A 12,493-nucleotide genomic window follows, 5' to 3' on the forward strand; every position below is an offset into this window, starting at 1 on the left:
CGTGACTCAAACCAATGCCAGTGCCCAGCTCGACGAAAAGCGCTTGGAATTGTTGCGCCGCAAGCTCGCTGAGCGCGGCCTGACCCGGCCCGAGGCCGAGGGGCCGGTGGCGACCGTCGACGGGCCGCGCATGTCTGGTGGTCAGCACCGGATGTGGTTCGTGCAGTCGGTCGACCCCGACAGCGCGCTGCTCAACGTCTGCGTCTCCTACCGTGTCACCGGCACGGTCGACGTAGCGCGGCTGGGGGACGCCGTCAATGCCGTGGCCGCGCGGCATCAGGTGCTGCACACGACCTATGAGACCGACGCCGACGGCTTTCCGTATCCGGTGGTCCGCGAGGATCTTCGGCCGGACTGGGCCGAGCACGACCTGTCGGATCTGTCCGATCAGTCGCGGCGGTTGCGGCTGGACGTGCTGGCGCAGCGGGACTTCTGCCGCCCCTTCGACCTGGCCAAGGATTCGCCGCTGCGGGTCACCGTGGCGCGCTTGTCGGCCGACGAACTGATGCTGCTGTTCACCGCCCACCACATCGCGTGGGACGACGGGTCATGGACGCCGTTCTTCACCGATCTGACGCACGCATACACCGACCCGGACGGATTCGCCGCCGCGCCGGCGGCGCCGACCCCCGCGGTCGAGCCGGCCTTCGCCGACGCTGCGAGCCATGACGAGGACGCGGACTACTGGCGTCCGCTGATCACGAACCTGCCTGAGCCACTTGAGCTTCCGGGGCCCAACGGTTCGGTGGTACCCAGCACCTGGCGTGCGCAGCGCGCGACGACGCGGTTGCCGGCCGACCTGGTCGATCGGGTTGCGGAATTGGCCCGGGAAACCGGCGCCACGCCGTACATGGTGTTGATGTCCGCCTTCGCGGCACTGGTCCAGCGTTACACGCAGTCGAGCGACTTTCTGGTCGCTGTCCCGGTGCTCAATCGCGGCGTCGGGACCGAGGATGCCATTGGCTACTACGGCAACACCGTGGTGATTCGGCTCCAACCGCACTCCCACCAGACGTTCCGCGCACTGCTCGCCCAGACCCGCGACAGCGCCGTGGGTGCCTTCGCGCATTCACGCGCCGACCTGGATTGGCTGGTGCGCGAATCCAACCCCGATCGCCGCCACGGCGCGGACCGGATGACCCGGGTGAGCTTCGGGCAGCGAGACCCCGACGGCGCCGGCTTCTGCCCGCCGGGGGTGCAATGCACGCGCGCCGAGTTGCGCGGTCACTTCAACCAGCTGCCACTGAGTTTCATGGTGGAGCTGCAGCGATCGGGGAACGGCGGCGGACTCCTCGAGGCCGAATACCTCGTGGAGGTGCTCGATCGACCGCTGGTCCAACAGCTGCTGCGGCACTATGTCGTCTTGCTGGACAGCGTCCTGAGCAACCCCGACGCGACGCTGTCGGCATGCGCGCTGATGAGCGGCGAAGACGCCGAATGGCTGCGCCGAGTGTCGACGGGCGAAGAGTTCACCACCACGGCGGCGACGTTGCCGGAGTTGGTCAGTCGGCGCGCGAGTTCCGCGCCCGACGCCATCGCGGTCAGCTACGAGGGCCGCGACTACAGCTACCGGGAGATTGACGAAGAGTCCAACCGAGTGGCGCACTGGCTCATCGACCAAGGGATCGGCACCGAGGACCGGGTCGCGCTGCTGCTGGACAAGTCGCCCGAACTCGTCGTCACGGCGCTGGGCATCCTCAAAGCCGGTGGTGTCTACCTGCCGGTGGATCCCACCTACCCGCAGGATCGCATCGCGTTCATCCTTGGTGATGCGGACGCCAAACTGATGCTGCGCGAACCGGTTACCGGTCTGTCGAACTACCCGGTGAGCGCGCCCGAGCTGATTCGGCCACTGAGCCCGCACAACACGGCCTACCTGATCTACACCTCCGGCTCGACCGGGCTGCCCAAGGGCGTTCCGGTCCCGCACGCGCCGATCGCCGAGTACTTCGTCTGGTTCGGCGACGAATACCAGGTCGACGCAACGGAATCGCTGCTTCAGGTCGCCTCGCCCAGCTTCGACGTGTCGATGGGCGAGATCTTCGGCACGCTGATCATGGGCGCCCGGCTTGTCATTCCGAGGCCCGACGGGCTGCGCGACATCGGCTACCTGACCGAACTGCTGCGCCGCGAAGGCATCACCTCGATGCACTTCGTGCCATCGCTGCTCGGGCTGTTTCTCTCCCTGCCGGGCGTCAACCAATGGCGTACCCTGCGGCGGGTCCCGATCGGCGGCGAGGCCCTGCCGGGCGAGATCGCCGACAAGTTCCATGCCACCTTCGATGCGCTGCTGTACAACTTCTACGGACCGACCGAGACCGTCGTCAACTGCACCAGCTACCCCGTGCAGGGCACCCAAGGCACCCGTATCGTGCCGATCGGCCGGTCGAAGATCAACACGCAGGTGTATCTGCTCGATGATGCGCTGCAGCCGGTCCCGGTCGGCGTGATCGGCGAAATCTATATCGCCGGAACGCACGTCGCGCACGGATATCACCGTAGGCCGGGACTGACGGCCGAACGTTTCGTCGCCGATCCGAACACCGCGGGCGGGCGGATGTACCGCTCCGGTGACCTGGCCCGCCGCAACGCCGACGGAGACATCGAATTCGTCGGCCGCGCCGACGAGCAGGTGAAGATCCGCGGTTTCCGTATCGAACTCGGTGAAATCGCCGCCGCCATCTCGGTGGACCCCAGCGTCGGGCAGGCGGTGGTGCTCGCCGTGGATCTGCCCCGACTGGGCAAGAGTCTGGTCGGCTATGTGACCCCGGCGCCGGACCGCGACACCGAATCCGTTGACGTCGAACGCATCCGGGCCCGAGTGGCCGCCGCTCTGCCGGACTATATGACGCCGGCCGGCTACGTGGTGCTCGACGAGATCCCGATCACCGCACACGGCAAGATCGACCGCGTCGCGCTGCCGCAACCGGAGATCGCTGCCGCCGCCGAATATCGTGACCCGACGACGCCCACCGAACGCCGCATCGCCGCGCTGTTCGCCGCGCTGCTCGGCCACGACCGAGTGGGTGTCGACGACTCGTTCTTCGATTTGGGCGGCCACTCGCTGGTCGCCACCAGACTGGTCACCGCGATCCGCTCGGATTGCGGTGTGGAGCTTGGTATCCGCGACGTCTTCGAGCTGGGGACGGTGGGCCGGCTGGCCGAGCGGGTCGACCAGCTCGGGTCCGGCGAGCTCGTCGAATCCCGACCCAAGCTGATCGCGACCGCGCACGACGAGCCGTTGCCGCTGTCGGCGTCGCAGCTGCGCAGCTGGTTCGCCTACCGCGTCGACGGTCCCAGCTGGGTCAACAACATTCCGTTCGCCGCGCGACTGAGTGGTCCGTGGGATATCGAGGCGCTGATCGCCGCTATCGGCGACGTCGTCGCGCGTCACGAAATCCTGCGCACCAGCTACATCGAAATCGACGGCGTGCCCTACCAAGTGGTGAACCCGACCGGTGATCTGGCGATCCGCCGCGCGTCCTTCGATGGCGCCGAGCAGGACAGCGAGGCCTGGCTGCAAGAACAGCTGGACGAAGAGCGCCAGCACTGCTTCGAGCTCGACGCCGAACGGCCGATTCGGATTGCGTTGTTGCACAACGGTATTCAGGGCGACTATGTGATGTCGTTCGTGGTCCACCACATCGCCTCCGACCACTGGTCGGCGGGCGTGCTGTTCACCGATGTACTCACCGCCTACCGGGCCCGCCGCAGCGGGGAGGTTCCGTCCTGGGCACCGCTTCCGGTGCAATACGCCGACTACGCGGCATGGCAGAGCGCGTTCCTGGGTGACTCCAGCGGCCAGGAATCCGCCATCGCCGCCGAACAGCGCGAGTACTGGACCCGTCAGCTGGCCGGGATGCCCGAGGACACCGGGCTGCGGCCGGACTTCGCTCGCCAGCCGGTGCCCAGTGGGGCGGGTGAATCCGTGGCGTTCCGCATCGACTCGGCCACTCGCGCCAAGCTTGCCGAGTTGTGCCGCGAGATGGGCATCACCGAATTCATGCTGCTGCAAACGGCCGTCGCCGTGGTGCTGCACAAGGCCGGTGGCGGCGTGGACATTCCGTTGGGCACCCCGGTTGCCGGACGTACCGAGGCCGAATTGGACCAGCTGATCGGCTTTTTCGTCAACATCCTGGTGCTGCGCAACGACCTGGACGGCAACCCGACGCTGCGCGAAGCGCTGGCCCGGGCGCGCGAGACGGCGCTGGCCGCCTACGCCCACCAGGACCTGCCGTTCGACCGGGTGGTCGACAGCGTGAGCCCGGTGCGCTCGCTGTCGCGTAACCCCCTGTTCCAGGTCGTCGTGCACGTGCGCGACCACCTGCCGGCCACCCGGGTCATCGATTCGGGACCCGCCACCGGTGACGGCGAGGACACGGTGTGTACCTCCCTGGACCCGATCTTCGACATGGCGCACGCCGACCTCAGCGTCAATTTCCTGGGCACCGACGGTCTTGACGGCGCCGGATACGACTGCGACGTCATCTACCGCACCGAGCTGTACAGCCGGTCGACGATCGAGCGACTGGCCGGCTGGCTGGCCCGGATCATCACCGAGTTCGCCGAGAACGTCGATCAAACCCTGCGCGACGTTGCGGTGATCGACGAGGAAGAGCAGCACCGCATCCTGGAGGAGTGGAGCCGCGGTGCCCCGGCGCCACCCGACCGGCCGCGCACCATTGCGGAGCTGCTCGCTCCCAGCCGCAATTGGGGATCCGATCGGATCGCGGTGCGCTGCGGCAGCGAGCAGCTCGATTACGCTGCGCTGCACCGCCGTTCGGACAACCTGGCGGCGCTGCTCGCCGAACACGGGGTGGCACCCGGGTCGCTGGTCGGGCTCTCGACGCGGCGCGGCATCGACATGGTGGTGGCGCTGGTGGCCATCATGAAAGCCGGTGGTGGATACTTCCCGATTGATCCGGGCTACCCGTTGGCACGCAAGCAATTCATGCTCGACGATGTGGTGCCGCCGGTGGTGCTGGCGACATCGGAGGCCGTGGACAGCACGCCGGAAGTGGCTGGGGTAGAAGTCATTTCGCTGGACGATCCGCAGGTGCGCACGGTGCTGGAGAACGGCACGGCTCGTCCCGACCTACCAGTGCCGCATCCTGACGACCCGATGTATCTGGTGTTCACGTCCGGCTCGACCGGCAAGCCGAAGGGTACGGTGGGCACGCATCGATCGATGTCGGCCCGGTTGGATTGGCAGTTGCGGCACTACCCGCCCTGCGCCAACGACATTCGTTTGGCTCAGGCCTCGATCACCTTCCTCGAGGGCGGTATGGAGATGCTGGCCGGGCTGGCGGCCGGCGCCACGATGATTCTGGCCGACGATGCCGAGCACCGGGACGCCGAAGCACTGGCGGCGCTGATGGATCGGCATTCGGTGGCCCAGGTGACCGCGGTGCCCAGCCTGGTCTGGGCGCTGGTGGACATTCGGCCCGATGTGGTGCGATCCCTGTCGCGGCTGGTGTGCGGTGGCGAGCCGGTGAGCACGTCGCTGCTGCAGCGCCTGATGGCCGCGTGCGCGGGCAATACGGAAATCCAGCTGTTGAACAACATCGGCTCTACCGAGACCTCCGGTGCGGTGTCGCGCGGGCCGCTTAATCTGCCGAATCCGCTGGTGGGCAAGCCGGTCCCGGGTAGTGCGGCCTACCTGCTCGACGACGGGCTGCGCCCGGTGCCGGTCGGTGTCGTCGGCGAACTGTATTACGCCGGTGACCAGCTGGCCCGTGGCTACTGGAAGCGACCCGGTCTGACCGCGACGCGGTTCATCGCCAATCCCTATGCGGCCGAACCCGGTTCGCGCCTGTATCGCAGTGGCGACCTGGCCCGGTGGACCGAGGACGGTCAGCTGGAGTTCGTCGGCCGAGCAGACCACCAGGTTCATGTGCGCGGCTTCCGCGTCGAGCTGGCCGAGGTCGAATCCGCATTGGCGGCCGTCGACGGCGTCGCCGCGGCGGCGGCCCGTACCTGGGAGGTGCGCGGAGGTCTCTCGCTGGCCGGTTATGTTGTGCCGCAACGGCCGATCGTCGACGATGCCGAGAAGACCGCCTTCGCGGCCGCGGTGCGTGCCGGGATCGCGATGACGCTGCCCGGCTACATGATGCCCTCGTCGCTGACCGTGCTGGACGCGATGCCCAAGACCGACTCGGGCAAGCTGAACCGGCCCGGGCTGCCGAAGCCGGCGGTCAGCACCGGCGGACAGATCGAACCGTCGCGCACCGACACCGAGCGGGCGCTGGCGACGGTGTTCGCCGAACTGCTCGCCACGGGGGAGGTCGGCCGCAACGACGACTTCTTCACCCTCGGCGGCGACAGCATTCTGTCCGTTCAGCTGTCCTCCCGGGCCCGCGCGGCCGGCCTGGCGGTCAGCCCGCGGATGGTCTTCGAGCATCCGACCGTAGCGCAGTTGGCCGCCGCCGTGGACGCGGCGGGCGAAGGCGAGGCCGACGCCGGGCAGGCCCATGCGCCGGCCGACGCCCGCTTCGAGCCGATGGCCGCGTCCGGACTGTCGGCCGACGACCTGGCCGCCGTGTCGCAGCTGTGGGCCTCGTCGCGCGACGGCACGTCATGACCGCCACCAAAACCGATGTCGCACCCGACATCGAGGACGTGATGGCATTGAGTCCTCTGCAAGAGGGCTTGTATTCGCTGAGCACGCTCACCGAATTCGTCGCAGGCGAAGCGGCCGACGATCCCTACATGATCGGCATGGCCGCGGACATCACCGGCGTACTCGACGTCGAGCTGTTACGTGACTGTGCGACAAAGATGTTGGCCCGACACCCGAACCTGCGGGCCAGCTTCTTCAGTCGCGGCATTGCGCGCCCGGTGCAGATCGTGCCGTCCCGAGTCGAGCTGCCGTGGCGATCTGTCACGGCCACACCCGGGGAACTACCGGCGCTGGAGGTCGGCGAACGCCGGCGACCGTTCGATTTGGAACGCGGGCCGGCCATCCGTTTCCTGCTGATCGAATTGCCCGGTCCACAATGGCGTTTGGTGATCACCGCCCACCACATCGTGATCGACGGATGGTCGTTGCCGGTGTTCGTCAACGAGATGATGATCCTGTACGCGGCCGGGGGAGACCCTGCGGCGCTGCCCGTGGCGCCGCGGCCGTACCGGGACTACATCGGGTGGCTCGCGAGCCGCGATCCCGAGGCCAGCCAACAGGTTTGGCGCCAACACCTGGCCGGCCTGGCCGGCCCCACCCTGCTGGCCGCGGCGCTCGGCTCGGCCGAGGCGGCCGAGGGCCGGCCGGCGGGCCTGCCGCGCACCACCGAACTGCGGCTGGCGCCCGAAGTCGCCGAGCGGCTCGTCGAAGGCACCCGGTCGCGCGGCATCACCGTCAACACCTTGATGCAAATGGCGTGGGCCCTGGTGTTGTCGCGGCTGACCGACAGCCACGACGTGGTCTTCGGAGTCACCCTCTCCGGCCGCCCGCCCGAACTTGCCGGTGTCGAGACGATGATCGGTCTGTTCATCAACACCGTGCCGATGCGGGTCCAACTGGACCCGGCCGCCGACGTAGGCGATCAATGCCGCGCCGTGCAACGCGATGCCGCGCTGCTGCGCGAACACGGCTATCTCGGGCACGCACAGCTGCGCGCCCTGGGCGGGGTGGGCGAGATGTTCGACACCCTGCTGGTCTACGAGAATTTCCCGATGGACGGGCTGGTCGCCGGGGGCGAATTGACCGCGGGCAGTGCGACATTCCGGCCATCCGCGCTGGAGAGCCTGTCACACTTCCCGATCGCGATCGCCGCCCACATGGAGGGCCGCGAACTGGTGGTGCTGGTCGAAGTGGTGGACGGCGCGCTGGGCGTCACCTCCGCCGAGCGGCTGGGCCGGCGGGTGATGGCCACCGCCGAGCGACTGCTGCAGGGCTGGGGTCGGCCGTTGCGTGAGGTCAGCGTGCTCTTCGACGACGAGGTCGTCACGGCCGCCCGCGCAGCGGCTCCGCGTGCGGTAGGCATCCACACCCGGTTCGCCGCGATCGCGGCGACAACGCCTGATCACGCCGCGGTCAGCTGGGCCGGCGGCACGCTGAGTTATCGCGAGCTCGACGGTCGCGCCAACGGGCTGGCGGCCCGGCTCGCCGAGCGCGGGGTGAGGTCCGAAACCCCGGTGGCCATACGGCTTTTCCGCGGCCCGGAGTACATCATCGCGGTGCTCGCGGTGCTCAAGGCCGGCGGGATGTGCGTGCCGATGGAGCCAGGGCTGCCGCCCGAGCGGGTGGAGTCGATTCTGCGCCAAACCGGGGCGTCGATCGTTGTCGACGAACACCTGATGCGGGCCGACGAGGCCGGCGATTTCCGCGCCGTCGAGGTGTCCGCCGATCAGGCCGCGTACGTCGTCTTCACCTCAGGGACCACGGGAGAACCGAAGGGCGTCATCGGAACGCACGCAGCGCTCGGCGCGTATGCCGACGATCATCTGGACGGCGTGTTGCGGCCCGCGGCGGCGCGGCTGGGCCGGCCGCTGCGCATCGCGCACGCATGGTCGTTCGCGTTCGATGCCGCGTGGCAACCCCTGGTCGCGCTGCTCGACGGCCACGGCGTGCACGTCGTCGACGAGCGGACCCAGACCGACGCCGAGGCCCTGGTAGCCGCGATCGCCGAGCACGGCGTCGACATGATCGACACCACGCCGTCGATGTTCGCCCAACTCACCGCCTGCGGGTTGCTGACGACGGTTCCGCTTGCCGTACTGGCGCTGGGCGGGGAAGCGCTGGGTAAGTCCGCATGGACCCTGATCCGCAGCGAGTGCGCACGAACCCGGTTGCGCGCGTACAACTGCTACGGCCCGACCGAAACCACGGTCGAGGCGGTGGTGGCCGCGATCGCGGATTACGACGAGCCGTCGATCGGAAGGCCGACTCGCCACACCCGCGGGTACGTGCTTGACTCCGCGCTGCGTCCGGTGCCCGTCGGGGCCACCGGCGAGCTCTACCTGGCCGGCGCGCAGTTGGCCCGCGGCTATCTGGGCCGCCCGGGAGAGACGAGCCACCGCTTCGTTGCCGATCCATTCGTCGCCGGCGAGCGGATGTACCGCACCGGTGACGTGGTGCGCCGGGGCCCCGACGGCTCGCTGCAATACGTGGGGCGCGCCGACGCGCAGGTGAAGATCCGCGGCTATCGGGTCGAGCCGGGTGAGATCGCCGCCGCGCTCGAGTCGCACCCCGCAGTACGGCACGCCGGTGTTCTGGTGCGGCGCCTGCAGACCGGAGCGCGGCTGAGCGCCTACGTGGTGTGCTCGGACGGGCACACACCGCCGACCGTGGAGCTGCGCGCCATGCTGGCTACCCGGTTGCCGCGCTACATGATTCCGCAACGAATCATCGGAGTCGACGAAATCCCGTTGACGGCCAACGGCAAACTCGACGAAGCCGCGCTGAGCGCATTCGATGCGGCCGACACCGCGAGCACCCCCTGGGAAGAGCCCGGAACACCGACGGAAACCGTTCTGGCAGAAGTACTGTCGGAGCTGCTACACCTGCCTCGGGTCGACGTCACCGCGGACTTCTTGCAGCTGGGTCTGGACAGCATCATGGCGTTGTCGGTGGTGCAGGCGGCGCGGGCGCGGGGGCTCGCGTTGCGTGCCAGACTGATCCTCGACTGCGTCAACATCCGGGAACTGGCTGCGGAAATCGATGCCGAGAGTTCTTCTGCCGCAAGCGATGTCGAAGAAGCCGCCGGGCCGATACCGTTGCTGCCCAACGGCCGCTGGCTCTACGAATACGGCGAACCCCGTCGGCTGGCGCAGACCGAAGCCATCCGGCTGCCCGAGGATGTCAGCGCCGAACACCTGAATGCCGCGCTGGCGAGCATCGTCGCCGGGCACGAAGTGCTGCGCACGCGACTGGACCGCGCCACGATGACGATGGTTGCGACCGAGGCCACCGCGACTCTCGTCCACGAGGTAGCCGTCTCCGGTGATCTGCCGGCCGTCGTCCCCGGACACGTCGCGGCGGCCGTCGAACGTCTGGATCCCGAGCGCGGCGTGCTGCTGGCAGCGGTTTGGCTTCGCCCCCCGACCGGACCGAGCGTGCTGCTCCTGGTTGCCCACGTGTTGGCAATGGATCCGGCGTCGTGGCGGGTCGTCCTCGGCGAATTGGACGCCGCGCTGCGGGCGTTGGCCACCGGTCACGCACCCGCGCCCATCCGGGAGCACACCAGCTACCGGCGCTGGGCCGAGGCGCTGACCGAGCGTGCCGAGAAGTTGGACACCACGCAGTTCTGGACGGCGCAGCTCGAAGGGGACGATCCCAATCTCGGTGCCCGCCGGGTGGATCCGACTCGCGACCGGGCCGGCGATCTGATCGTCCGGATGGTCGCCGCCGATGCGGACACCACCCACCGGCTGCTAAATTCCGGGCTGCCGCTGCCACGTCTGCTGGTGGCCGCGACCGCGGCGATGGTGACACGCTGGCGTCAGCTGAGAAACCAGGCCACGCCGCCGCCACTGCTAGCGCTGGAAACCCACGGCCGCGCAGACAGTTTGGTGGACGACACCACCGACACCGGCGACACGATCGGACTGCTCAGTTCGATCTATCCGGTGCGGGTGACCTCCACCGACCCGCGGCAGGTCGGGGAGCAGTTGGCGGCCATTCCGGGCGACGGACTCGATTACGGCCTGCTGCGCTATCTGCGCACCGACACCGCTGAACGGCTGGCCCCATTACCCGCCCCGCAGGTGCTGCTGAACTACCTGGGCGCGGCCCACACCGGCGGCGGCACCGTGCTGGAGCTGCAGCGCGAACTGCTGGCCGGGGTGTCGCCGCAGCCGGAGCCCGATCTGGCGGTGCGCCACGAACTCACGATCATGGCCACTGTGCTGCCCTTCGATTCCCAGCGTGTTCTGGCCGCGCAGTGGCGCGCGCTGCCCGCCATTCTCGATGACGCGGATATCTCTGCGTTGCAACAACTTTGGATTGAAGCACTGCGGGAGGTGGTGGCATGAGCACCCTGGCGATCCTCGGCGCCGGCGCCAAGGCGGTAGCGGTGGCCGCCAAGGCCAAGGCATTGCGCGACATGGGGGTCGAGGTCCCCGACGTGATCGCCGTCGAGCGCACCGGAGTCGGAGCGAACTGGCAGGCGAGCGGCGGCTGGACCGACGGAGCACACCGGCTCGGAACCAGCCCGGAAAAGGATGTCGGCTTTCCCTATCGGTCGGCGTTGGTGCCGCGCCGCAACGGCGAGCTCGACGAGCTGATGACCCGGTACAGCTGGCAGTCCTATCTGATCGCGACCGCGTCGTTCGCCGAGTGGATCGACCGCGGCAGACCCGCTCCGCCACATCGCAAATGGAGCCAATACCTGGGCTGGGTCGCCGACCAGGTCGGCATGCACGTGGTGCACGGCGAGGTCGACGGGCTCGGCATCGTCGGCGACCGGTGGGCGCTGCACACCCGCGAGACCACCGTGCACGCGGACGCGTTGATGATCACCGGGCCAGGTCAGGCCGAGAAGTCCCTGCTGCCCGGCAACCCGCGCATGATGTCGATCGCGCAGTTCTGGGATCGCGCCGCCGGGCACGACCGCATCAACGCCGAGCGGGTCGCGGTGATCGGCGGCGGTGAGACGGCCGCCTCGATGCTCAATGAGCTTTTCCGGCACCGGGTTTCGACGATCACGGTGATCTCGCCGCAGGTGACGTTGTTCACGCGGGGCGAGAGCTTCTTCGAGAACTCGTTGTTTTCCGACCCCACCGACTGGACCGCCCTGACGCTGGACGAGCGCCGCGACGCGCTGGCCCGCACCGACCGCGGCGTCTTCTCGGCGAACGTGCAGGAAGCGCTGCTGGCCGATGACCGCATCCACCACCTGCGCGGCCGGGTCGCCCACGCGGTGGGCCGCGACGGGCAGATCCGGCTGACGCTGTCCACCAACCGGTTCAGCGAAAACCTGGAGACGGTGCACGGATTCGATCTCGTCATCGACGGTTCCGGCGCGGACGCGCTCTGGTTCACCTCACTGTTCAGCCAGGACGCGCTCGATCTACTCGAGCTGGGTTTGGGTGGACCGCTGGCGTCTGATCGCCTGCAGGAGGGGATCGGCTACGACCTGTCGGTCAGCGACGTCAGCCCAAAGCTGTTTCTGCCCAACCTGTCCGGCCTCACCCAAGGGCCCGGTTTTCCGAACCTGAGCTGTCTGGGCTTGTTGTCGGACCGGGTGTTGGGGTCCTGGGTCGGTCCGGCGGCTGGCCTGTCCCGATTTCCGACGATGGTGGAGAAGCGATGAGTACTAACCCGTTCGACGACGACAACGGCACCTTCTTGGTGCTGGTCAACGATGAACAACAGCACAGCCTGTGGCCGGTGTTCGCCGACGTCCCGGCCGGCTGGCAGGTGGTCTTCGGCGAAGCGACCCGCGCCGAATGCCTGGACTATGTCGAACAGAACTGGCCCGACATCCGTCCGAAGAGCCTGCGTGATTCCATCTCGGGGAGCCGTTCGGCGGGGTAAGCCGCGAAGCCTAGATTC

The 12,493-nt window shown here is 68.3% G+C and carries 4 protein-coding genes; all 4 read left to right on the top strand.

All coding sequences use genetic code 11. The annotated features are described in order from the left end of the window. Position 1 precedes the first annotated feature (1 nt). The 4 genes from ACAG21_RS06805 to ACAG21_RS06820 are packed head-to-tail and all read left to right on the top strand — an operon-like array spanning position 2 to position 12,475. Positions 2 to 6,580 (top strand): amino acid adenylation domain-containing protein, encoded by a 6,579-nt coding sequence (locus ACAG21_RS06805; protein WP_370495199.1) that lies wholly within the window; start codon positions 2 to 4, stop codon positions 6,578 to 6,580. Further along, positions 6,577 to 10,971 (top strand): amino acid adenylation domain-containing protein, encoded by a 4,395-nt coding sequence (locus ACAG21_RS06810; protein ID WP_370495200.1) that lies wholly within the window; start codon positions 6,577 to 6,579, stop codon positions 10,969 to 10,971. The genes ACAG21_RS06805 and ACAG21_RS06810 overlap by 4 nt, the downstream gene beginning before the upstream one ends. Continuing rightward, positions 10,968 to 12,251 carry an NADPH-dependent L-lysine N(6)-monooxygenase MbtG gene (gene mbtG / locus ACAG21_RS06815; RefSeq protein ID WP_370495201.1) on the top strand — a complete coding sequence of 428 codons (1,284 nt, stop codon included), beginning with the start codon at positions 10,968 to 10,970 and terminating at the stop codon, positions 12,249 to 12,251. The genes ACAG21_RS06810 and mbtG overlap by 4 nt, the downstream gene beginning before the upstream one ends. Next, positions 12,248 to 12,475: an MbtH family protein gene (locus tag ACAG21_RS06820; RefSeq protein ID WP_370495202.1), complete on the top strand. Its 228-nt coding sequence runs from the start codon at positions 12,248 to 12,250 to the stop codon at positions 12,473 to 12,475. The genes mbtG and ACAG21_RS06820 overlap by 4 nt, the downstream gene beginning before the upstream one ends. Positions 12,476 to 12,493: the final 18 nt, after the last annotated feature.

Source organism: Mycobacterium sp. pR1184 (assembly GCF_041287235.1).
Taxonomy (GTDB): domain Bacteria; phylum Actinomycetota; class Actinomycetes; order Mycobacteriales; family Mycobacteriaceae; genus Mycobacterium.

Bases quoted from the DNA above. Each gene is read 5' to 3' on its own strand.
- ACAG21_RS06810 (WP_370495200.1), top strand. From the start codon at position 6,577: ATGACCGCCACCAAAACCGATGTCGCACCCGACATCGAGGACGTGATG.
- mbtG (WP_370495201.1), top strand. From the start codon at position 10,968: ATGAGCACCCTGGCGATCCTCGGCGCCGGCGCCAAGGCGGTAGCGGTG.
- ACAG21_RS06820 (WP_370495202.1), top strand. From the start codon at position 12,248: ATGAGTACTAACCCGTTCGACGACGACAACGGCACCTTCTTGGTGCTG.